At 32.6% G+C, this 23,764-nt stretch carries 17 protein-coding genes; 8 read left to right on the plus strand and 9 right to left on the minus strand.

Features of this window, described 5'->3' with window-relative positions:
• Positions 1 to 203: 203 nt before the first annotated feature.
• Positions 204 to 2,633 (minus strand): phenylalanine--tRNA ligase subunit beta, encoded by a 2,430-nt coding sequence (pheT, locus tag M890_RS0107615; RefSeq protein WP_028282964.1) that lies wholly within the window; start codon positions 2,631 to 2,633, stop codon positions 204 to 206.
• A 245-nt stretch (positions 2,634 to 2,878) separates the two neighbouring features.
• Between pheT and M890_RS0107620 the strand changes: the two genes are divergently transcribed.
• The 3 genes from M890_RS0107620 (at position 2,879) to M890_RS0107630 (ending at position 5,134) form a co-directional block, all read left to right on the plus strand.
• The gene (locus M890_RS0107620; RefSeq protein WP_028282965.1) at positions 2,879 to 3,079 is read left to right on the plus strand and encodes a hypothetical protein; all 201 of its coding nucleotides are present in this window, start codon (positions 2,879 to 2,881) and stop codon (positions 3,077 to 3,079) included.
• A gap of 4 nt (positions 3,080 to 3,083) precedes the next feature.
• Entirely contained in the window at positions 3,084 to 3,818 is a 735-nt protein-coding gene (locus M890_RS0107625) for a hypothetical protein (RefSeq protein ID WP_157243266.1), read from the plus strand.
• 107 nt (positions 3,819 to 3,925) lie between these two features.
• Positions 3,926 to 5,134 carry a peroxiredoxin family protein gene (locus M890_RS0107630; RefSeq protein WP_028282967.1) on the plus strand — a complete coding sequence of 403 codons (1,209 nt, stop codon included), beginning with the start codon at positions 3,926 to 3,928 and terminating at the stop codon, positions 5,132 to 5,134.
• 41 nt (positions 5,135 to 5,175) lie between these two features.
• On the opposite strand, the gene M890_RS0107635 is transcribed toward M890_RS0107630, so the two are convergent.
• The 4 genes from M890_RS0107635 to recG all read right to left on the minus strand — a co-directional run bounded on the left by M890_RS0107635 (position 5,176) and on the right by recG (position 10,929).
• Positions 5,176 to 6,921, minus strand: coding sequence for an FAD/NAD(P)-binding protein (locus tag M890_RS0107635; RefSeq protein WP_028282968.1), 1,746 nt, complete (start codon positions 6,919 to 6,921; stop codon positions 5,176 to 5,178).
• A gap of 69 nt (positions 6,922 to 6,990) precedes the next feature.
• The gene (gene miaE / locus M890_RS0107640) at positions 6,991 to 7,572 is read right to left on the minus strand and encodes a MiaE family protein (RefSeq protein ID WP_028282969.1); all 582 of its coding nucleotides are present in this window, start codon (positions 7,570 to 7,572) and stop codon (positions 6,991 to 6,993) included.
• Positions 7,573 to 7,752: 180 nt separating this feature from the next.
• Positions 7,753 to 8,823, minus strand: a complete 1,071-nt coding sequence (locus tag M890_RS15900; protein WP_051437481.1) for a flavin monoamine oxidase family protein — start codon at positions 8,821 to 8,823, stop codon at positions 7,753 to 7,755.
• 3 nt (positions 8,824 to 8,826) lie between these two features.
• Positions 8,827 to 10,929: an ATP-dependent DNA helicase RecG gene (recG, locus tag M890_RS0107650; protein WP_028282970.1), complete on the minus strand. Its 2,103-nt coding sequence runs from the start codon at positions 10,927 to 10,929 to the stop codon at positions 8,827 to 8,829.
• Positions 10,930 to 11,436: 507 nt separating this feature from the next.
• Between recG and M890_RS0107655 the strand changes: the two genes are divergently transcribed.
• Both M890_RS0107655 and M890_RS0107660 read left to right on the plus strand, forming a co-directional pair.
• On the plus strand, positions 11,437 to 13,443 hold the full coding sequence (locus tag M890_RS0107655) for a M1 family metallopeptidase (protein WP_028282971.1): 2,007 nt from the start codon (positions 11,437 to 11,439) through the stop codon (positions 13,441 to 13,443).
• 1 nt (position 13,444) lies between these two features.
• A complete protein-coding gene (locus M890_RS0107660) occupies positions 13,445 to 14,362 on the plus strand; it encodes a patatin-like phospholipase family protein (RefSeq protein WP_028282972.1) in 918 nt (305 codons plus the stop codon).
• Positions 14,363 to 14,442: 80 nt separating this feature from the next.
• Here the strand turns inward: M890_RS0107660 and M890_RS0107665 are convergent, their stop codons facing one another.
• Positions 14,443 to 14,961 (minus strand): DUF7935 family protein, encoded by a 519-nt coding sequence (locus tag M890_RS0107665; RefSeq protein ID WP_028282973.1) that lies wholly within the window; start codon positions 14,959 to 14,961, stop codon positions 14,443 to 14,445.
• 152 nt (positions 14,962 to 15,113) lie between these two features.
• The gene (locus M890_RS0107670) at positions 15,114 to 16,667 is read right to left on the minus strand and encodes an FMN-binding glutamate synthase family protein (RefSeq protein WP_028282974.1); all 1,554 of its coding nucleotides are present in this window, start codon (positions 16,665 to 16,667) and stop codon (positions 15,114 to 15,116) included.
• Between the two features lie 223 nt (positions 16,668 to 16,890).
• Here M890_RS0107670 and M890_RS0107675 point away from each other — a divergent pair, with 223 nt between their 5' ends.
• From M890_RS0107675 to M890_RS0107685, 3 genes are all read left to right on the plus strand, one after another.
• A complete protein-coding gene (locus M890_RS0107675; protein WP_028282975.1) occupies positions 16,891 to 18,453 on the plus strand; it encodes an AsmA family protein in 1,563 nt (520 codons plus the stop codon).
• A gap of 80 nt (positions 18,454 to 18,533) precedes the next feature.
• The gene (locus tag M890_RS0107680; RefSeq protein ID WP_028282976.1) at positions 18,534 to 20,867 is read left to right on the plus strand and encodes an ATP-dependent helicase; all 2,334 of its coding nucleotides are present in this window, start codon (positions 18,534 to 18,536) and stop codon (positions 20,865 to 20,867) included.
• A gap of 17 nt (positions 20,868 to 20,884) precedes the next feature.
• A complete protein-coding gene (locus tag M890_RS0107685; RefSeq protein WP_028282977.1) occupies positions 20,885 to 21,505 on the plus strand; it encodes an L-threonylcarbamoyladenylate synthase in 621 nt (206 codons plus the stop codon).
• Between the two features lie 138 nt (positions 21,506 to 21,643).
• Here the strand turns inward: M890_RS0107685 and M890_RS0107690 are convergent, their stop codons facing one another.
• Entirely contained in the window at positions 21,644 to 22,504 is an 861-nt protein-coding gene (locus M890_RS0107690) for an OmpA/MotB family protein (RefSeq protein ID WP_028282978.1), read from the minus strand.
• 243 nt (positions 22,505 to 22,747) lie between these two features.
• The gene (locus tag M890_RS0107695) at positions 22,748 to 23,731 is read right to left on the minus strand and encodes a glycosyltransferase family 2 protein (RefSeq protein ID WP_028282979.1); all 984 of its coding nucleotides are present in this window, start codon (positions 23,729 to 23,731) and stop codon (positions 22,748 to 22,750) included.
• Positions 23,732 to 23,764: the final 33 nt, after the last annotated feature.

Below are 23,764 nucleotides of genomic sequence, written 5' to 3' on the forward strand. Positions count from 1 at the left end.
TTATACTTATTTTTCTTTTATGCTGTTTATATATGTGTAAATCGCATATCCACCATAACCAAAAAATACTAATGCAATAATTAGTCTGACTGGGTTAAAAGAAGCTTCATTAAAAAATTGATATAGTCTATAAAATGCATAAGCTAAAAAAACTAGTCCTGATATTAGATAAGATATTTTCTTTTTAAAAATAGACGACATAATTATCTTAATTCTGCACCAAGTTGTTTTTCAAAATTATTTTGCAGTTTATTCATTATCTTATCTACTACTTTATCCGTAAGTGTTTGTCTGTCGTCCATAAATGTAAAACTAACAGCATAGCTCTTTTTACCTTGCGGTAAGTTTTTGCCTTGATATACATCAAACAAATTAACATTTTTAAGTAATTGTTTTTCTGTTTTTTTAGCAATGGCTTGTAAACTGTCAAAGGTTACGTTTTCATCTAATAATAAAGCAAAATCACGTCTTACTTCTGGATATTTAGGTATTGCAGTAAATTTAATTTTATTACGTTTTGCAACTTCTATAATAGTATCCCAATTAAAATCAGCATAAAACACATCTTGTGTGATATCAAAATGCTTAGCTATTTTAGACTTTAATACGCCAAAGTTTACTAATGTGTCACGTCCTATGCTAAGCTGCAAACCTTCGGAAAACACATCATTTGTCGTAGCGTTTTCTTGGTAGCGTGTAATTCCTAAACGTTCTAAAATACTGGCAATAATTCCTTTAAGGTAAAAGAAATTAGTTTTTGCTTGTGGCGCAATTGACCAGCTTTCTTCAGTCTTAAATCCAGTTACAAGTAAGGACAAGTGTTTATACTCTTCTCTTGTACCATTATAATCGTGATAGGTTTTACCAAATTCAAAAAACTTTAAATTGGTTTGACGTCTATTAATATTGTGGCTTAAAGCTTCTAATCCAGAGAATAGTAATGTTTGACGCATAACACCTAAGTCTTGACTTAAAGGATTTAGCATCTCTACATTATGCTCTGTTTTTAAATGGTCTGTTAACTTTAAGTAGTTAGCACTGGTTAATGAGTTTGCCATAATCTCAAACCAACCTTGAGCTGCTAATTGATTACCAATAACGTTTTGTAGTTTATAATCTTCAAACCTAGAGGCATTAGATATTGAGGCATTTAATTTAGAGCTAGTCTCAATATTATTGTAACCGTAGACTCTTAAAATCTCTTCAATAACATCAGCTTCACGTGTTACATCGTTTCTAAAAGCAGGAATAGTTAGACCTAAACCAGTTTCGGTAACACTATTAATTTTGATATCTAGAGAGGTTAGTATGGATTTTATAGTTTCGGTAGGTATTTCTTGACCAATTAGTTTAGTTGCTTTTTCAAAACTTAATCTAACCTGAAAATCTTCAATTTTATTAGGATATATGTCTGCAATATCACTAGTAATTTCTCCTCCAGCAATCTCTTGGATTAGTAATGCAGCACGTTTTAAAGCATATTCGGTAATTTTTGGATCAATACCACGTTCAAATCTAAACGATGCATCGGTGTTTAATCCATGACGTTTTGCAGTTTTACGGACACTTACAGGATTAAAGTAAGCACTTTCTAAAAAGATGTTTGTTGTATGTTCTGTAACTCCACTATCTATACCACCAAAAACACCAGCAATACACATAGGTTTTTCGGTATTACAAATCATTAAATCATCTTCATGTAATTCACGCTCTACACCATCTAAAGTAGTAAATTTGGTACCTGTTGGTAATGTTTTAACTTCCACTTTATTTCCGGTAATTTTACTAGCATCAAAAGCGTGCAAAGGTTGACCTAAATCGTGCAATACGTAGTTTGTAATATCTACTACATTATTAATTGGTGACAAACCAATAGCTTTTAATCTGTTTTGTAACCATTCAGGAGAGGCTTCTATCTTTATACCAGAAATAGTTACACCACAATATCTTGGTGCTAACTCTTTATTTAAGACGTCCACATCAATTTTAAGTGTTCTGCTATCTACATGATATGCACTAACACTAGGTGTAATTAATTCGACATTTATTCCTTTTTGTTGTAATCCAGCTTTTAAGTCACGAGCAGTACCAAAGTGACTCATAGCGTCTGCACGATTAGGTGTTAATCCAATTTCAAAAACCTGATCATTTTCTACATCAAACAAGTCAGCACAAGGTGTACCAACCACAGTGTCTTCAGGTAAAACTAAAATTCCGTCATGGGATTTTCCTAGACCTAATTCATCTTCAGCACAAATCATTCCGTGACTTTCCTCACCTCTAATTTTACCTTTTTTAATGGTCCAAGCTTCTCCATCTTCAGTATATAAAGTGGTTCCGATAGTTGCAACAGGTACTTTTTGTCCAGCAGCAACGTTTGGTGCGCCACATACAATTTGTACTGGCTGGTCTTGTCCTATGTTTACAGTGGTTACTTTTAGTTTGTCAGCATTACTATGTTGCACGCAAGTTAAAACCTCACCAACAACAACCCCTTCTAATCCTCCTTTTACACTTTGGTATAGGTCTAAGCCTTCAACTTCTAGACCTAAATCTGTAAGTAATTCGCTAGTTTGTTCAGGAGTCCAATCAATTTTTATAAATTGTTTAATCCAGTTGTAAGAAATCTTCATTTGTATACTAATTAAGTGCACAAATATAACAATACTTAGTAGTTTTAAGGATTTAAAAAACAGCTTTTATTTCAATTTTAAAGCAATTTTTTCGGACCTTTTGTTGATTAAGATAAATGTTAGGGTTTTAGAACGAAAAACACTGCATTTTATCCATGATTTATATAAAACTGATAAAATTAAAAATCTAATTAAGCTTTAATTAACGTATATTAGATTGATATTAATCATTAAAACCAAAAAAAATGAAGACTATTTTTAAAATAGCATTACTTATCGTGTTATTTTCTGTTACTTCTTGCAGAGACTCTAAAAAAGATGACGCAGCAGTTAAAGCTACTGAGCAAATTGAAACTATTGAAGTTGAAACAGATAGCTTAGTAAACGACTTAGAGCTTGAGGCAAACGAATTAGAAAAGGAATTAAATGAACTTGAAAACCTATAATAGCATGAAACATTTAAAGATTATATTAGTTTGTACAGGATTATTTTTACTAAGTAATCAACAAACTTTGACAGCACAAGTAAATAGTGAAACTGAGCTAGCAAAAAAGGCTGGACAGAGAAAAGCTGAAATGAAAGCTGAAAAAGAGCAAATGAAAGCGCAAATGAAAGACAAAAAAGAAGCGCTTAAGGATAATATGAAGGAAAAGCAAAGCGAGCTTAAAGAGATGCAGGCTAAAAAAGGCGAAATGAATGCAGAAATGCAGGAGGAAAGAGCTGAAATGAAAGCTAAAATGCAAAATGCAACTAGTGATGAAAAAGTGGCATTAAAAGCACAAATGAAAGAAAAAATGAGTGCTAAACGTATGGATATGGCACAAAAACGTGAAGAGCTTAAGGCTAAACGTGAAGCGTTTAAAGGTGATAAAGAAGCTTATAAAACTGAGCGTATCGAAGCTGTTAAGTCAAGACTGACGTCTTATGACAGTAAAATAGATGCTAGTGACCAATTAGTAACTAAAGGTCAGGACAGATTAGCAGCTGCTAAAGCGCAATTAGAGAAGCAAAAAGCAGAAGGAACTATTACAGATGAGGAAATTAGCAAACGTGAAATGACATTTAAAAGAATAGAGGAAAAGCTAAAAAAGCATGAAATTGCTATTGAAAGAACTAAAACTAGAATTCAAAATAATAAAGAAAAGTTAGTCGAACTTGAAAAAGTGGAAACTGCTGAAGAGTAAAAAATAGATAATTTTATATTTTAAAAAGACATTGTTAACGCAATGTCTTTTTAATTGTAAGTATTTTGTTGTTATTTCGAATAATATAATAAATAAACCATCAAATTATGCGTCAACTTTTAGTTATACTGATACTTTTTAGTGTATTATCATGTCAAAACAACGATACCGAATTTTTAACCTTTGGGAATTATCGTGGCGAATTAAAAGTTAGCGACACTCAAAAGTTACCTTTTGCATTTAATGTCAAGGATGCAAATACGTTAGAAATTTATAATGCAGACGAGGTAATTACTGTGGATGAGATAACGTATAAAAACGACTCAGTTTACATTAAATTGCCAGTGTTTGAAGGATTGTTAATTGCAAAAATTAAAGACCAAACCCTAAATGGTCGTTTTGTGGTGGAAGAAAAAGGTCGTGAGCAAGCTTTTACTGCTTACAAAAGCCAAACTAGGTTTGACAATACCGCAAAAGCAGAAAAGAATATAACAGGTGAATGGGAAACCGTTTTTAGTCCAAATTCCGAAGCTGATAAGTATGTTGCTAAAGGAATTTTTAAACAAAAAGAGAATATAGTAACAGGAACCTTTCTAACCGAAACTGGTGATTATCGCTATTTAGAAGGAGTAATTAATGGTGATCAATTACAATTATCAACCTTTGATGGTGCGCATGCCTTTTTGTTTACAGGAACTGTTACAGATAGTACAATTAGTGGTCAGTTTTACTCTGGTAACCACTGGAAAGAGCCATTTTTTGCTAAACGTAATGCTAATTACCAATTAGCAAGTGCTAATAATTTAACCTATTTAAAAGATGGTTATGATACTTTGGCATTTAGTTTTCCAGATGCAGATGGTAAATTAGTATCATTAACAGATGATCGTTTTAAAAATAAAGTTGTAGTAGTGCAAATCATGGGTACATGGTGTCCTAATTGTTTAGACGAAAGTAAATTTTATACTCAATATTATAATGCAAATAAAGATAAGGATGTTCAATTTGTAGCTTTAGCATTTGAGTATGCTAAGACTGAAGCTAAAGCCTTTAGTTTTATAAATAGATTAAAGGATAGACTTGATATTACTTATCCAATACTATTAGCTCAAACTGGATCTACTAGTAAGTCAGAAGCTAACCAAAAACTGCCCATGTTAAATCACGTGTTGAGTTATCCAACCTCTATATTTATTGATAAAACTGGTAAAGTGCGTAAAATACACACAGGATTTAATGGTCCTGCAACAGGCGAAAAATACACCGAGTTTGAAACTGAGTTTAACGCTTTTATGACCATGTTATTGTCAGAATAGAAAGGATGCTTTAAAATTTGGTTAAGTAATAGAATCAAGCGTTAATCTGCCTTCTTAAGTCTGTTAATAAAACCAATAGCCCAATCATTAATTCTGGGTCCAAAGCACTCTAAAATAGCATCGACGCCAACCACACTGCCTTTAGCTAGTCTGCCTAAAATAGCAATATGTAATGCTTTAGATTTAGAAACAACTATTCCATTGGTATTAGTATCTATACCTAAATCGGTATGTATAGGCTTTATAATGTTATCTTTTAATAGATTGACTACTAATGGTGTTGTGACTTTTAAAAGTTCTGGACTGTCCAACACAGAGTTTATCATAATATCTACGTCTTGTTCCTGATGGTCTTTGCGTAAGGTCCATCCGTTTGAATTTGTAATGATATCAGGATTATTAACGTAGTTTAAATCCAAAGTTCCTGCTAAGCTTAAAGCTAATAATTGTTGTATGCTCTCTATTGGTGGACCAAAAGCATAACGTTTCATGCGTTCGTCTAAATTTATTACAGCCTTTACATTTGGACTTGATAATTTGCAATGAGACATAACTTTATAAAGTATAGGCTCGCAGTGTCTCCAAACTTGTCCTAAGCAATAGTCTAGGCTTATTGGTTTTTGGGCTGTAGCCATATCTATAAAAGCTTGTAATAGGATTTCTGGAGCATTTTTATTAGACAGAATTAATTGATGTTCAAAATTATCATCTTGCAAATACGCTGTAATTATTTGTTTTAATGTAGTTACATCATAAGTATGTGGATAGGCTTTATTTTGTAATGCAATAAATTGATTGGCAGTAATTGTAGCCATAGCTTCAATGACAAATAGATTGCCTTGAGTGTAATCAGGTGTTTTTGCAATGCTACTTATTTCGGATTCAAATGCTAAAAGTTGAGCGTCATTAGGTGTGAATAATTGGTCTACTTTAGGGTTTAACGGTTTTGGTGCCATAGGTAACCCATCTAGTGAAAAAGGAATGATTACTAATGGTGTACTACCTTTTGTATAACGCATACTATGCGTTTTATTATCTATTACAGTAAAATAACCACCATTAGCTTCGCATAATGCTCTAGTTGCATCTATCATTGCTAAACCAAAACCTCTAATGCCTACTTGATGAGCCTTATGTTTAAAATCGGTTTTTAAAAGGTTATTAATAGGATAGGTATTGGTGTGTAAAACAATATTTTCATTGTTTTTGGCATGCGTTTTCCAATCTTGTAGTTGGTCAGATAATTTAGTGTCCTGATGTCCAATGGTTAAAAGGACCTCATTAGCGTTGTATATTTTATTATTAGATGTAGTTATGTAGAAATGTGATTTGTCGTATGTTACTTTGTAAACGGTTTCGTTGACTACTGTTAGCCAAAGATTTTTTATTAATGGGTTGGCAATGGATTGATAACGTTGACTAAGGTATTGACCCATTTTTGAGCGTTTAGGAAACACCTCGTGGTTGCTATTTTTAATATCACTTATACTTTTGCCAATCCAGTCATGATAGGATTTAAACCCAGGAATAGTAACATTACCAATGGTTATCTCAGGACGCGCACTTATAGTCAAAGCACGTTCTGATATGTTTAACCAATTAGTGTCAGGCTGATTGGTATTATATATTTGACCAGAGCCTAAGGTTTTAGCTTGTTCAAAAATTATAATTGTTGGAGGTGTGTCTATGTTTGCTTTAAAAAGATTAACATAAAGGTGTTCTAAAGCAGAAAGACCTCTGGGACCACAACCAATAATTGCAAGATTTTTGTTTGTTTTGTGCAACATAAATGATTAGTTTTTAAATAGTAAAATCTTGGAATTAATGGTTTGAAAAAAAGCTAAGTTATACTAGGTTTAGCCATGTATACTTTCGCTTTTTCCGTAGCTTTTTATAAGTTCGCCTTCAAACTCAACTAATTCTTTCCAACGTTGATCAACATCAATATCTTGACCATACTTTCTAGCAAATGTGATAAATGTTGTGTAATGACCAGCTTCACTAACCATTAAATCATAGTAAAATTTAGATAGCTCTTTGTCGTTTATGCGTTCTGACAATAGTTTAAAACGCTCGCAACTACGTGCTTCAATCATTGCAGAAAATAATAAACGATCAACCATAGATTGTAATCTACTTCCGCCTTTGTTCATAAACTTGTACAGCTCGTTAACATAATGGTCTTTACGCTCGCGACCTAAAGTGTAACCACGTTTTTTAATGATTTCGTGTACCATTTGGAAGTGTTCTAATTCTTCTTTTGCCAATTCTAAAAGCTCTGTTACTAAATCAACTTTTTCAGAGTTATGTGTTATAATGGTAATGGCATTGGTAGCAGCTTTTTGCTCACACCAAGCGTGATCTGTTAGGATTTCTTCTATGTTAGACTCTGCAATTGTAACCCAACGTGGATCGGTTTCAAGTTTTAGGTGAAGCATGATTATGGCTAATTTTTCGGTTTTTACTTATCTTATTTTAAGTTTAACAAAGATAATTATAATTTATACTTTTAAGGTAATGTCACTTAAGTTGATTAGTGTTGTGTAGGTTTGGTTGTGTCTTAGTTGCTTAGAGTGATTTGTGAAACATGAGCAAATTGTATCAAAAAGTATTTAATATTAATTAATTTCCGCTTTAAGCGAATTAAAAACATGCATTGCGCTTGTAACAGCAGCTTCCATTTTACCTGAAAACAAAGGGCTTGTTTCCGCTCCAGCGATAAAAAGTTTTTTGTTTAAATAAGGCGTTTTGTATACAGGATGACCATTATTTTGTTGAGGCATTACAAAGTTGTCAGTAGTATTTGTGGTGTGCTTTTGGTTTTTCCAAACGCATTCTTCATAACTTAAATATTCTAATGCGATGTCGCCATAATAACTTGTTAATTGTTCTAAAGCTAATTGTTTACGCTTTGCTTGGTCTAAATCTGCCATATTAGCACTCATAAAACCACTTAAAGCGTACAAGGAATGCTTGGCATTAGAATGGTCGTAAAACTCTTGTATTGATCCAGAATTAGCATAAATCGTTCCGCTGCTTTGAGGATGTTTCCAGAAGGGTGTTTTGTAAGTAAAACCAACTCTAATGGAGTTGTGCATCCAAGTATGTGTTTTAGATAAGACGTCGGTAATTACACTAGGTAATTTTGGAGTAACACTAATGTTTTGATTAAACAAAGCAGGAGGTAAGGTTGATACAACATATTTTGAATAGAAGGTTTGCTTATTAGTTTGTACTTCTAGATTTTCAGCTTTAAGCTGAATAGAGACAGCGTTTGTATTGGTTTGAATAGTTGTGTGGTCTAATTGATTTTTTAGTGTTTCAATTAGCGTTTGTGTTCCGTTTTTAATGCGATAACTAACCGAATCATTATTTGGTAAAGACACCAGTTGAGGTTGTTTGGTGGGATTTGGTTGGTAAATTGCGGTCTTTCCGTAATACTGTTCAAAAACCTCAATATTCAACGCTTTTAGTAGGTTTAGAACATTAGTTTGTTGAGGTACAAGCCATGTAGCACCAAGATCTACAGGAGCTTCGTTAGTATTGCGTCTAGTAATAATACGTCCACCAATGCGGTTATTGGCTTCAATAATAGTGGTCTTTATATTTAAGTCTTTAAGTAAATAGGCTAGTGTTAAGCCAGTTAATCCAGCTCCAATAATAAGTACGTCTGTGTTTTGGGTGGTCATAGCTTAGCTAATGTAGTTCCAGATGTTTTTGTATTTACTCATTTGTCGGTAAGTCTCAAGTATTATGGCATTATCTGGGCTGCTTAGGCTTGGGTCTTTGGTTAAAAGGTCTTTTGCCCAATAACGTGCGTGTTGCAAAATGTTGTTATCTTTTACAATATCTGCAATGCGTAAATTTAATATTCCACTTTGTTGGGTTCCCATAATATCTCCAGGTCCACGTAATCGTAAATCTACTTCTGCAATCTCAAAACCATCATTTGTGCTGGTCATGGTTTGTATGCGTGTTTTGCTATTTTCTGACAATTTATGACTGGTCATTAGGATGCAATAACTTTGCTCTGCACCACGTCCAACACGACCTCTAAGTTGGTGTAATTGTGCTAGGCCAAAACGCTCTGCACTTTCAATTACCATGACGGAAGCATTAGGTACATTTACACCAACTTCTATAACCGTTGTTGCGACCATAATTTGAGTTTCTCCTTTAACAAATCGTTGCATTTCAAACTCCTTATCTGCAGGTTTCATTTTACCATGAACGATGGAAATTTGATACTCTGGCATCGGGAAATCTCGCACCAAACTTTCGTACCCATCCATTAAATCTTTGTAGTCCATTTGAGCGCTTTCTTGGATCAAAGGATAGACAATATAAACCTGTCTTTTTTTTGCAATTTCGTCACGAATAAAACGGAAAACTTTTAGTCGATTTGAGTCGTATCTGTGGACCGTTTTTATGGGTTGTCTTCCTGGTGGTAATTCGTCAATTATGGAGATGTCTAAATCGCCATAAACAGACATCGCTAATGTCCTTGGAATTGGAGTTGCAGTCATGACCAAAACGTGAGGAGGAAGGGTGTTTTTTTTCCAAAGTTTAGAACGTTGCTTAACTCCAAAACGATGTTGCTCGTCAATAATTGCAAGTCCTAAATTTTTAAATTTAACCTTGTCTTCTAATACAGCATGTGTGCCAATTAGGATGTCTAATTCGCCACTTTCTAGCATTTTATGTATCTCTCTACGTTCTGAAGTTTTACTTGAACCTGTAAGCAGTTTTATGCTGATTTCTAAACCATTAAATAGCTCTAATAAACCATTATAGTGTTGTACTGACAAAATTTCAGTAGGCGCCATTAAACAAGCTTGAAAACCGTTGTCAAGTGCCATTAACATTGACATTAGCGCAACTATTGTTTTTCCGGAACCAACATCACCTTGTAAAAGACGATTCATTTGGGCATTACTACCTAAATCTGACCTAATTTCTTTAAGCACTCGTTTTTGGGCATTGGTTAATTCAAACGGTAAATGGTTTTTGAAAAACGTATTAAAATGTGTTCCGACGGTTGTAAATGGAAACCCTTTTATTTTAGTTTTATGAATTAAATTTTTTAGAATTAATTGTAATTGTATGTAAAATAATTCTTCAAATTTTAGTCTAAATTCTGCCTTAGAAAGTGCTTCTTGATCCTTCGGAAAATGAACATTTAAAAGCGCTTCAGATTTTGAAATTAATTTGTTTTCTGAGAGTAATTTTTTGGACAAAGTTTCAGCAAATCTTCCCTTAGTTTCAAGGAACAAATTTTGCATGATTTTTGTCATCACACGATTTGTAATTCCTTTGTTGGATAACTTCTCTGTGGAAGGATAAATGGCTTGCATCGCACTGCGTAAATTTGCCTGATGTTCGGTCAACAATTCGATGTCTGGATGAGGCATATTATACTTGTTTGCAAACAAGTTTGTTTTTCCAAAAATGACGTAAGGTGTATTTAGTTTTAAACCTTCTTTAATCCATTTTTGACCTCTAAACCAAACCAATTCCATAGTGCCAGTTTCGTCCTTAAAAGTGGCAACTAGTCGCTTGCCTCTTTTCTGGGCAATCTCTTCAAATTTTGTGATTTTACCAATAATTTGTACCTCTGCAGCGTTTGGTAATAATTGGTTGATTTTGTAATATTTTGTACGATCTAAATATCTGTTTGGAAACAGATTTATTAAATCTTGATAGGTATGAATACCCAACTCCTTGCGCAACAAATCTGCTCGATTTGGTCCGACGCCTTTTAGGTAATCTATTGGAGTTTGTAAATTAGTACTCATAAACAACGAAATTAATGTATTTTGATTTAAAGTGAAAGTTAATTTGATTTGCTTTGCGTGTTATAGTTATTGCGTATCGTCACTATGAGTGATTTGTGAGGTACGAGCAAATAGTATCGAGAAGCGCCAAGAGTAGGGTTTGGTTCTCGATACACTTCTCCTGAGGTAGAAGCACTCGAACTGACGAGATGTGCTTAATGTTATGTGTATTTAACTACGCTTCGTCACTATGAGTGATTTGTGAGGAACGAGCTAATTGTATCGATAAGCGTTAAGAGTAGGGTTTGGTTTTCGATACACTTCTCATTTCGTTAAGACACTCGAACTGATGATATTTTAAAAAAAAAAGGCAACATCAACAACTAATGCTATTATCACTAAGCAGCTCTCATCTTTTTGTAAAGCGAATAATGAATTTTGTTTTCCCTGTAAAGGAAATCAAAAGAAAGAGGAGTTAACACATCACAAAAAATTGTATTTTGGTCTAATCCTTGTTTAAATCTATTTATGAGATACTTTTTAGTACTATTTATTACGTTTTTAAGTCTTTCCGCGAAAGCGCAACAAACTGAAATTGTCGATTTTACTTCAGTTTATGCCGAATTAGATTTACGTACAAATCAATCGCATCAAGTTGTTGCTTCTGTTGATTATACATTTGATATTTTAAAATCAACAGACTCTATTTATTTGGACGCCAAAGGTGTTATGGTGGATTATTCGTCATTAAACTCTAAAACAATCAAAGTTTATAATGATGGCAACAAGCTTTGGATTAAAAGCGAGTTTAAACCATCCAAAAACAATAAGCTAAAATTACAATATAAAGTTAACCCAAAAAAGGCTATGTACTTTGTGGATAAAGCTACTTCATATCAAATTTGGACACAAGGTCAAGGAAAATACACAAGTCATTGGTTGCCTAGTATTGATGATATGAATGATAAGATTGTATTTGATTTATCTATAGCAGCAGATAAAGATTATCAGGTTATTGCTAATGGTGTTCATAATGCTGAGTTATCACAAAAGGAGGCTAATTTATGGTTTTATAAAATGCAAAAACCTATGTCAAGTTATCTTGTGGCATTAGCAATAGGGAAATATGATAAACGGGTTTTCACTTCTAAAAGCGGAATACCAATCGAACTATATTACTATCCTGAAGACTCGCTTAAGGTAGAGCCAACCTACCGTTACACAAAACAATTATTTGATTTTTTAGAAGACGAAATTGGTGTGCCTTATCCTTGGCAGAATTATAAACAAGTACCTGTTAAGGACTTTTTGTATTCTGGCATGGAAAATACCAGTTGTACCATTTTTAGTGATGACTTTATGGTCGATGACATTAGTTTTGTCGATAAAAATTATGTTAATGTTAATGCACATGAGTTAGCACACCAATGGTTTGGAGATTTAGTTACAGAAACCTCTGGAACTCACCATTGGTTACAAGAGGGATTTGCGACGTATTACGCACTTTTAGCAGAGCGTGATGTGTTTGGAGACGATTATTACTATTGGAGGCTTTATGAGTACGCACAAGAGCTTATTACGCAAGAAAATGCAGGAGAAGGAACAAAGTTATTAGATCCTAAATCTAGTAGTACCACGTTTTATAAAAAAGGAGCTTGGGTTTTGCATATGTTAAAAGAACAAGTAGGAGAGCAGGCTTTTAAAAAAGCGATTAAAAACTACCTAGAGGCTTTTGCATTTAAAAATGTGGAAACTAATAATTTTATTAATGAAGTTGAAAAAGCTTCAGGTAAGGACTTAACAGTGTTTGTAAATACATGGTTATTATCCAAGACGTTGCCTTATGATGCTATGATAAGGCATTTAAAATCGGAGTCGGATGCTGTTAATGGATGTTTACAAATTGATTGTGAGGTGTATGCTTCTAAATGTTCAGAGTATTTAACATCTTATTTGTTTGATAACTCTAAAATTAAGGTGGTTAGTCAAATGCCAAATAAAATTCAGGCTAAGGATTTTGAAAATTCTGTAAAAGTTAGGCAGGCTATCGCACAACATGTTCGCAAAATTCCGTTGGCATTACAATCTGAATACGAATCTTTGTTACAAGATGAATCCTATACAACTATTGAAGCTGCACTGTATAATCTTTGGGCAAATTTTCCGCGAAAGCGAAACTTGTATTTAGAGCAAACTAAAACTGTTTATGGGTTTAATAATTATAACGTTAGGATACTTTGGTTAGTGTTGGCAATGGTTACGCCAGATTATAAGCCAAACAATACCGAAGCATTTTATAACGAATTAGTGCAATACACAGATTACAAAAACAGTTTTACATTAAGGCAAAATGCATTTGAAGCTTTAGCTAGTTTAAATCTGTTTAATGAAAAAGCATTGGTTAATTTAATAGAAGCATCAACTCATCATAATTGGAGATTTAAAAGTTTTGCTAAACAACTTTTAGAATTGTTATCTGAAAATGAAAAATATAAATCTATAATTAGTAATTTGCAGGATAACCAAAAACAATAATTTGAAAGCATTAGTTATATCTGGAGGAGGAAGTAAAGGTGCATTTGCAGGTGGCGTTGCACAACATTTGATAGAACAAGAAGGTAAAAAGTACGATATGTTTTTGGGTACATCTACTGGAAGTTTACTAATTCCGCATTTAGCAACCGGAAACATTGGAAAGCTATATGATATTTACACGCATGTTAATCAGAATTCTATTTTTAGTATTAATCCCTTTGTAATTAAGAAAAAAGGAGACAGAGAGTATGTGTCGATTAATTATTTTAATACTGCTTTACAATTTATTAAAAGAAAACGAACCTTTGGCGAAAGTAAAAACCTAAAAAAACATATCAAGGAGCATTTTACTAAAGCAGAGTATGATTTAATTAAAGCTACTAAAGAAGACGTTGTGGTCACTGTAACAAACCTATCTAAAAATAGAGTAGAGTATAAGTCTATTAACGATTATAGTTATGAAGAGTTTTGCGAGTGGGTTTGGATATCGTGTAATTATATACCATTTATGTCTTTGGCTATAAAAGATGGTTTTGAATATGCAGATGGAGGTTTGGGTTGTGTAATCCCTATTAGGGAAGCTATTTTACGAGGTGCTACAGAAGTTGATGCTATTGTTTTAGAAAGTGAAAACCTAGAATACAATAAGGTTTTGGGTAAAAACCCGTTCTCGTTAATGATAAATCTTTTTGGTCACTTATTAGATCAAGTTGAAAAAGGAGATATAGCAATTGGTAAATTAGCAGCAAAACACAGAAATGTAAAGTTAAACCTATACTACACACCAACTAAGTTGACTGAAAATTCATTGATTTTTAATAAAAAATTAATGGAAGAGTGGTGGTTACAAGGGTATTTGTATGCTCAGGATAAATACGATAATCATGACGAGTATAGCTCTACAGTACCAATACCATAATTTAAAAAATAAAAAATTAATATTAAGCATAAAAAAAAGCCTTATCGATTGATAAGGCTTTTTTAAGTTTTTAAAAGTGGTTACCACATTTCTCCAACTTCCTTTTTAATATAATGCAGTCCAGCATTGCTTGGTGCAGGTTTGTCAATCATTTCGCTTAAAATGGTTTCTCTAAGCTTATTAGCAGAGTCTATTTTTTCGCTCATTCCTGCTTTTCTAATTAATTGTATGGTTGCACTTTTTGAAGCATTAACAATGGTCCAACAATCATTGCTTAAGTAAATTTGCTGTGATAGGTTATGTTCAAATTCTTGTTCAATGTTTTTTATAAGTAAATCTTCATAAGCTTGTTTGTCTGAAGATAATGGAGCAACACGTAATAGAAGTTTATTTGGAGAGATACGTTCTAAAAATAGTGCGATACGCTCATAAGCCTGTAATCTAACAGGAAGTGACTCTTTATTTAAAGTTTTAACAATATCAAATTTACGACGCTCCTCTTCGTTTTGCATGTGCTCTCTAAAAAACAGATAGGCAATTGCACCTGTAATTATTGAAGGGACTGTATACATTAGTAAGTTTAAAAGCTGTTCTTCCATGGGATAAATTTTAGTTAAGTAACAAACTTAATATGTTTTAAATTATTGTACAAGTAAACTGATGTTGTTATGGTAAGATGTGTAATGTTTTAATTGTAGAGGTTTAAATAGTAATAAAAAAGAGGTTTCGATTGAAACCTCTTTGTAGCATTTTAAGCTTTTCCGCCTAAATATTGACAATCTTTTAAGTTTTGAATTCCGTTAAACGGAACCACAGTTTTTTCGTAACCATACGTATTATTTAACTCTTTAGATAAATTGTGATCATCAACGTTAACTTCAATGTCTGTCATTTTAAATTGGCATGGATGCTCATAACCTGCAGCATGAGTGATTTCGATAAATTCTTTTCTAAAGGTTTTAAAATATTGCGCTAATCGCTCTGATTTTAAAGTTGGATCAATACCATTTTGCAACCATTTATTTTGTGTTGCAACACCACTTGGACAGGTATTAGTGTGGCAAACTTGTGCTTGGATACATCCAATACTCATCATGGCTTCTCTAGCAACATTAATACAATCGGCTCCCATTGCAAAAGCCATAGCAGCTTTAGCAGGAAATCCTAATTTACCACTACCAATAAAAACAATACGCTCGCTTAATCCCTTGCTTTGAAACAATTTATATAAATCTCCAAAACCGTAAACCCAAGGTAAACTAACATGGTCAGCAAAACTTGGTGGAGCAGCACCTGTACCACCTTCGCCACCATCAACAGTGATAAAATCTGGACCTTTACCAGTTTTAACCATTATATCTGCCAATTCTTCCCATTGTTCCAGTTTACCAATTGCAGCTTTAATACCTACAGGTAATCCTGTTTTGTCAGCAATAGCTTCTATAAAATCTACTAATTCTGGAACGTTACTAAAGGCTTTGTGATTTGGTGGAGATAGCACGTCTTTACCTACTTCTACACCTCTAATTTCTGCAATTTGAGGCGTAATTTTAGCACCTGGTAAAACACCACCTTTTCCAGGTTTTGCACCTTGCGATAGTTTTACTTCAATTGCTCTAATAAAAGGATTGTTTTCTACTAATTGTACCATTTTGTCCATTGAAAAACCACCATCTGCAGCACGTACGCCAAAATATCCAGTTCCAAAGTGAAACACAACATCTCCACCATAACTGTGATAAGGAGACAAACCTCCTTCACCTGTATTATGGTAGGCTCCAGCTATTTTAACTCCTTTGTTTAAGGATTCAACCGCTTTCGCGGAAAGCGAGCCAAAACTCATTGCAGATACATTAATTACAGAGCCAGGTCTGTAGGGTTTTCTTCGTTTATTATAGGCTCCCATGACTTTAGCACAAGGTAAAAACGTCTTGTCTGACGCGTGTGGATGATTATCCTCAACCTTGTATGGCATCATGGCATTATTAATAAATATATGCTGATGTGCGTATATATCTCTATCTGTACCAAAACCTTCGTAGTTATTCTCTTTTTTAGCAGACGCATAAATCCAACCACGTTCAATACGATTAAAAGGTAATTCCTCTCTGTTATTTGCTACAAGGTATTGCCTTAATTCTGGTCCAATTTTTTCTAACATATACCTAAAATGACCCACTATTGGAAAGTTGTGACTTATTGTGTGTTTTTTTTGAATAATGTCTCTAATTGCTATTATAACTAAAACAATTATAATCCAAAGCCACCAAGAAATGTTTGAAATTAGGTTTACAAATGTGTCCATGCTTTATTAAAGGTTTTTTTTCAAAAGTAACGAATATCTATATTTTTGATTACTATTTATCTTACAAAATAATCATAATTGTGCAATCCATACTGTGTTTAGTCTAATTATAGATACTTTTAAAACGCGTTAAAAATTAAAATTTAAAGTGAATTAAGTTTTCTTAAAGATTTTTTAAAATTGTGGTACTTAGGATTGTTAGTTTTATCTTTATAGAATGAGCATGAAAAGAAAAAAAATACTTATTGGAATTGTTGTTTTTGTAGTTTTGGCAACGGTTTCGCTATTGATAGCAAATACTATAGCTAAAAATAAACTTAAAGATTATATTGTTAATCTACCCGAACATATAACGATAGTGTATGATGATTTAGATGTCAGTTTATTGCAAGGAAATATTACATTTAAAGCACCTTTACTTACTGTAAAAGGTAAAACCACCAATCAAGTTAACGCAGAAGTTAAGTTAGCTAATTTAGATATTAAAGGTTTTGGATATTGGAGCTATTTATTTAATGATAAACTAAAATTTGAAGCATTAAATTTTGAGACGCCTTTAGTAACCTATTACCATAATCCATTGGCAGATACAGACCAAGGCAGTCAGTCTGTTTTAAAAAATATAAAGAAAGCACTGTATATTAAAAATTTTAATGTCAATAAGGCTTCGGTTAAAGTAATAAATGTTGAAAACGATTCAATAATTTTAAGTACAAACAACTTGAATTTTTTAATGACGCAAATTTCGATAAATGATGATCTAGACACTAAAACACTTTTCAAATTTAAGTCAAGTACAGTTTCAGCAAATAACTTAAAATATCAGGTTGGTAAGTTTGAAAACCTAAGTATTGATACATTAAAAATAGATAATACTAAAACCACATTGTCTGGATTTAGTTTTAAAACAAAATATGATAAGACAGAATTGTCAAACAAGATAGCCACAGAGCGAGATCATTTTGATTTGATTAGTCCAGAAATAATAATGGATAATCATAACTTTAAATTTGATAACACTAAGTTTTCTGGATTTACATCAGATAAAATAACCATTAGCCAACCTGATTTTACTATTTATAGAGATAAGCTTGTTGCAGACGATTTGACCACAAAGGATTTATATAGCAAAATGTTAAGAACACTAAATATAAAGTTAGACCTTAAGCTTATTGAGATTGTAAAGGGTAAAATTACCTACCAAGAAAAAGTAAAACCAGAGAATGAAGCAGGACAATTAACATTTAGTGATTTTAACGCAACACTAAGTCATGTTAGTAATACCTATAAAAGTCCAATAAAAACTAAAATTAAAATTGATTGTAATTTTATGCAAAGCACACCTCTTAAAGTGGATTGGTCTTTTGACGTAAATGATAAGCAGGATAATTTTGTGTTTAAGGCGGATTTAGGAGGCTTAAAAGCAGACCATTTAAACCAATTTATGCAACCTAATTTAAACTTAAAATTAGAAGGCGACTTAGCTAAAACAATGTTTACAATAGATGGTAATGCAGTAACCTCTAATGTAGACTTAAAAACAAAGTACACTAATTTTGATATTATTTTACTTAAAGAAAACGGTAACGAGAAAAATAAATTACTATCAAAAATCATTAATATTTTTGTTTCAAAGGATAGCAAAGACGCTAAAGATAATTTTAGAGATAGTAACACTAAAACAGTAGAACGTGACCAGACTAAATCAATATTTAATTTTGTTTGGAAAAATGCGCAAGCAGGATTAATCTCTGCTATGGCAGGTGACGGTAAAAAAGATAATTGATTGTTTATAATTAATAACAAATCTTTAGAGTAAAAACAGAGGGTTTGGTTAATTTTGCTTTTTTTAAAAAAGAATATAAATTGGAGAAATATTTAAGTCAGTTAAACGAAGCACAATACGCGCCAACAGTTCAAAAAGATGGACCTATGATTATTATCGCAGGTGCAGGTTCTGGAAAAACACGTGTGCTAACCTACAGAATAGCCTATTTAATGAATCAAGGTGTGGACGCTTTCAACATCTTAGCATTAACCTTTACAAATAAAGCAGCTAAAGAAATGAAAGGCAGAATTGCCGAAATTGTAGGTGCAAGTGAGGCTAAAAACTTATGGATGGGAACCTTTCACTCGGTTTTTGCTAAAATCTTACGTTTTGAAGGACATCATTTAGGTTATCCTAGTAATTTCACTATTTATGATACCCAAGATTCTCAAAAATTAATGGGTTCTATTATTAGAGAAATGGGTCTAGATAAAGACTTGTATAAAACCAAACAAGTATATAGTAGGATTTCATCTTACAAAAACAGTTTAATTACAGTAAAAGCCTATTTTAATAATCCAGAATTAATGGAGGCAGACGCTATGGCTAGACGCCCAAGAATGGGTGAAATCTACCAAGCTTATGTGGAGCGTTGCTTTAAAGCAGGAGCAATGGATTTTGATGATTTATTACTTCGTACTAACGAGTTGTTAACACGTTTTCCATCAGTATTAGCGCAATATCAAGATAAATTTAGATACATATTGGTGGATGAGTATCAGGATACTAACCATAGTCAATATTTAATTGTACGTGCTTTAGCAGACCGTTTTCAAAACATTTGTGTGGTAGGTGATGATGCACAAAGTATTTATGCCTTTAGAGGAGCAAACATTAGTAACATCTTAAACTTCCAGAAGGATTATGAAGATGTAAAAATGTACCGATTAGAACAAAACTACCGTTCTACAAAAAATATTGTTGGTGCAGCAAACTCTGTTATTGAGCATAACCAAACTAAATTAGATAAAATAGTTTGGACTGCAAATGTCGAAGGACCCAAAGTACAGGTGCATCGCAGTTTAACAGATGGTGACGAAGGTCGTTTTGTTGCAAGTGCCATTTGGGAAACTAAAATGACAGACCACGTTCCTAATAGTGATTTCGCGATTTTATATCGTACCAATTCACAATCGCGTGCAATGGAGGAAGCTTTACGTAAACGAAACATTCCGTATCGTATTTATGGAGGCTTGTCTTTTTACCAAAGAAAAGAAATTAAAGATGTAACAGCATACCTAAGATTAATTCTTAATCCATCAGATGAAGAGGCCTTAAAACGTGTCATTAATTATCCAGCTCGTGGTATTGGTCAAACAACTATTGATAGATTAATGGTTGCAGCTAATGAGTCAGGCAAAACCATTTTTGAATTATTAGAAAACATTGATAGTGCAAACATTAACATTAATACAGGTACAAAAAATAAGCTTAAAGATTTTGTAACCCTTATTAAAAGCTATCAGGTAATGAATCAAACAGCCAATGCTTTTGATTTAGCGGAATATGTTACTAAAACTAGTGGTTTAATAAAAGAATTTAATAAGGATAATACTCCTGAAGGTGTAACACGTTTAGAAAATGTAGAAGAATTACTAAATGGTATTAAGGACTTTGTTGAAGGACAAATGGAAATCGCAGACTCTAAAGATGATTTAGCCGAGTTTTTAGAAGATATAGCTCTAGCAACAGATTTAGATGGAGACAAAGGTGATCCTGATCACGTGGCATTAATGACTATTCACTCATCCAAAGGGTTAGAGTTTAGTAATGTATTTATTGTAGGATTAGAAGAAGACTTATTTCCAAGTGCAATGAGTATGAATACTCGAAGCGAGCTAGAGGAAGAGCGTCGTTTATTTTATGTAGCCTTAACTAGAGCCGAGAAAAAAGCCTATTTAACCTATGCCTTGTCACGTTACCGTTGGGGAAAATTAGTAGACTCAGAACCTAGTAGATTTATTGAAGAAATTGACGATCAATTTTTAGACATTATAACGCCAATCGAAGAGCGACGCATAAACCCAATGTTGTCTGCAGATATTTTTGGAGACACACCACCTAATAAGGTAAGATTTAAAAAACCAGTGCAACCTAAATTTAAAAAGAAAGACAAAGCAAAGCCTGTCAATTTTGAGATTAGTGCACCTAAAAAACTTAAAAAAGCATCAGAGATTAAAGCTCCTGCTGAAGCTAACTTATTTGGAGGAGAATTAACAGTAGGTAATCGCGTTAAGCATTTAAAATTTGGTAGAGGAGAAGTCTTAAGTATTGAAGGTAAAGGTGGTGACGTTAAAGCTGAAATTGATTTTGAATTTGGTGGTAAAAAGAAACTTTTGCTACGTTTTGCTAAATTAGAACTAATTGGATAATATTTAAATATTTTATTATGGCAGACTTTATCAGAATTTACGAAGAAAACCCAAATCCTAAGGAAATTAAAAAGGTAGTAAACATCCTAAAAAAAGGAGGACTTATTATTTATCCTACAGATACGGTTTATGGTTTAGGATGCGATATTACCAACACAAAAGCTCTAGAACGTATTGCTAGAATTAAAGGTGTAAAACTTGACAAAGCCAATTTTTCTTTTATTTGTCACGACCTTAGTAATCTGTCGGACTATGTAAAGCAAATAGATAGTACAACATTTAAAATATTAAAACGAGCTTTACCAGGACCTTATACCTTTATTTTACCTGGTTCAAAAACATTACCTGCTGCTTTTAAAAAGAAAAAAGAAGTTGGTATTAGAGTGCCAAATAATGCTATTGCTTTAGATATTGTTAAAGCTTTAGGTAATCCAATTGTGTCCACATCTATTAGAGATGATGATACTATTTTAGAGTACACTACAGATCCCGAATTGATTTTAGAAAAATGGAATAACTTGGTGGATTTAGTTATTGATGGTGGTTATGGAGGTAATCAAGGATCAACAATTATTGATTTGTCAGGTGACGAACCTGAAATAATAAGAGAAGGAAAAGGTAGTACCGAGATTTTTTAGTTGATATTTTAAACACATCAACTAACAATCAGATTATTTACATCTATCTTAAACGCATGATGTAAAAAACGATAAGATTTTTAAACAAAAAAAAAGCCCAACCTATAATGTTGGGCTTTTATATTTCAATTAAATGAATTATTTCTCTTTAGATAAACTCTTCATTTCAGTTTCAATCATTTCGTAAAACTGATCAATCTTAGGTAAGATGTAAATCTTAGTTCTTCTGTTAATTGCTCTGTTTTCAGCAGTATCATTTGGTACTAAAGGTAAATGATCACCACGTCCAGCTGCAATTAATTGCTGAGGTTTAACACCTAAGTCTTGTAATGCTCTTACAATAGCAGTACTACGTTTAACACTTAAGTCCCAGTTGTCTACTAATACACCACCTTTGTTGTAAGGTACGTTGTCTGTGTGACCTTCTACCATTGCTTCAAAGTTTGGTTTTCCATTAATAACTGTAGCTACTTTTCCTAAGATTTCGTTAGCTCTAGTAGTAATGTTGTAGCTTCCACTCTTAAATAATAACTTGTCAGATAAAGAAATGAAAACAACGCTTTTCTCAACATTGATTTCGATATCTGGATCGTTTAATCCAACTTCTTTCTTTAAACTTGTTACTAAAGCTAGTGTTACACTGTCTTTTTTAGTTAAAGCGTCTTGTAATCTTGTAATTCTTAAGTCTTTTTCTTTTAAACTTTCTAAAGATTTTTCAACATTTTTAGCGCCTTGAGCAGTTAACATTGTCATATCTTTAGTACTTTCAATCAATGCAAGATTATTTGCTTTCATGTCTGCTAAACGTGCTTGTAATTCTGCAAGACGAGCTGCAGATGCTGCTTCGTCAGCTAAACAAGAGTTAAGTTTAACAGTTGCTGTGTTCAATAAATCCTGTGTTTCTTTTTGTTTTGCTTCTAATGCAGCAAATTCTTTTTTAGACACACAAGAGCTTAATAATAGTAGTGCACCTGCACTAAATAAAAGGATTTTTTTCATAATTTTTAAATGATAAATTAAATTTATACACACCAAAAGTATAAATAATTAAAATGTTAAAATACGCTTTAACAAAACTTTTGCTAAAACTGAAATTTAATTTGGATCAAAAATTAGCTTTAAAATTTTAAAGTTAAATTTTTAATATTCAATCGTTTAGTTGTCAGTCTGTTGTCAGATTGGGTGTTTTATTAAAATTGAAACGGTTAAGTCAATTAGTAACCTAGTAATAAGATTTAAACATTACTTTGTAAACGTTTTGTTTTTTAAAATAAAATAGTCGTAAACTATTGATTTTGTTTGGTAATAGCCAGCTTTTTGCAAGATTGCTTTGCGCTTTTTTAATAACTCAGGCAAGTGTCTGTAAAAAGATAGGTGTGCTTTTAATATTGCAAATAGGTGATTAGGTTTAAATTCTATTAAAAATTTAAAGGCTGCAATACCATCTAATATTAATCTAGCTAAGATTAATAAAGTAATGTTTCCTTTGGCATTTTTAGTTAAAGTAAACAAGCTGTTTCTAAAATTTAGATAGGTTTTTTTAGGACTACTTGCGTCTAATGTTGCTCCACCAACATGATATACTGTGCTATTATTTATGTATTTGGTTAAATAGCCTTTATTATATGCTCTCCAACATAAATCAATTTCTTCCATATGGGCAAAATAGGATTTGTCAAATCCATGCAAAGCTTTAAAGGTAGATTGTCTAATAAATAGGCAAGCACCTGATGCCCAAAAAATGGTTTTGTTGTGGTACTGATTGGTGTCAACTTCAATAGTATTAAAAATTCGACCTCTGCAATATGGGTAGCCATATTTGTCTATAAAACCTCCTGCAGCTCCAGCGTATTCAAATTTTTCTTTGCTTTTGTAATCTAATATTTTAGGTTGTATAATCGCTGTTTCTGGTTGATTTTTAAAAGTTTCTAAAACAGGTACTAACCAATTGGGTGTTACCTCTATGTCGCTATTTAATAAACAGTATATGTCTTCTTTAACAAAAGGAAGTGCATCGTTATAGCCTTTTACATAACCTCCATTTTCTGAGTTTTGAATAATTGTAATCTCAGGATATGTAGCTTTAACAAATGCAACAGAGTCGTCTGTTGAGGCATTGTCGGCAACATATATAACTGCATCTTGAGAGTAGGACATCACTGATGGTAAAAATTGCTCAAGCAATGCTTTTCCATTCCAGTTAAGTATAACGACTGCTATTTTCAAATCTTTAAAAAGGCGTTTAGGTGTTAAAACAAT

It is taken from the genome of Olleya marilimosa CAM030, assembly GCF_000518485.1.
In the GTDB taxonomy this organism is placed as follows: Bacteria; Bacteroidota; Bacteroidia; order Flavobacteriales; family Flavobacteriaceae; genus Olleya; species Olleya marilimosa.

Coding starts and splice junctions, on each gene's coding strand:
- M890_RS0107670 (WP_028282974.1), bottom strand. CDS start 16,667: ATGGACACATTTGTAAACCTAATTTCAAACATTTCTTGGTGGCTTTGG.
- pheT (WP_028282964.1), bottom strand. CDS start 2,633: ATGAAGATTTCTTACAACTGGATTAAACAATTTATAAAAATTGATTGG.
- recG (WP_028282970.1), bottom strand. CDS start 10,929: ATGAGTACTAATTTACAAACTCCAATAGATTACCTAAAAGGCGTCGGA.
- M890_RS0107655 (WP_028282971.1), top strand. CDS start 11,437: ATGAGATACTTTTTAGTACTATTTATTACGTTTTTAAGTCTTTCCGCG.
- M890_RS0107630 (WP_028282967.1), top strand. CDS start 3,926: ATGCGTCAACTTTTAGTTATACTGATACTTTTTAGTGTATTATCATGT.
- M890_RS15900 (WP_051437481.1), bottom strand. CDS start 8,823: ATGACCACCCAAAACACAGACGTACTTATTATTGGAGCTGGATTAACT.
- M890_RS0107635 (WP_028282968.1), bottom strand. CDS start 6,921: ATGTTGCACAAAACAAACAAAAATCTTGCAATTATTGGTTGTGGTCCC.
- M890_RS0107675 (WP_028282975.1), top strand. CDS start 16,891: ATGAAAAGAAAAAAAATACTTATTGGAATTGTTGTTTTTGTAGTTTTG.
- miaE (WP_028282969.1), bottom strand. CDS start 7,572: ATGCTTCACCTAAAACTTGAAACCGATCCACGTTGGGTTACAATTGCA.
- M890_RS0107625 (WP_157243266.1), top strand. CDS start 3,084: ATGAAACATTTAAAGATTATATTAGTTTGTACAGGATTATTTTTACTA.
- M890_RS0107685 (WP_028282977.1), top strand. CDS start 20,885: ATGGCAGACTTTATCAGAATTTACGAAGAAAACCCAAATCCTAAGGAA.
- M890_RS0107665 (WP_028282973.1), bottom strand. CDS start 14,961: ATGGAAGAACAGCTTTTAAACTTACTAATGTATACAGTCCCTTCAATA.
- M890_RS0107620 (WP_028282965.1), top strand. CDS start 2,879: ATGAAGACTATTTTTAAAATAGCATTACTTATCGTGTTATTTTCTGTT.
- M890_RS0107690 (WP_028282978.1), bottom strand. CDS start 22,504: ATGAAAAAAATCCTTTTATTTAGTGCAGGTGCACTACTATTATTAAGC.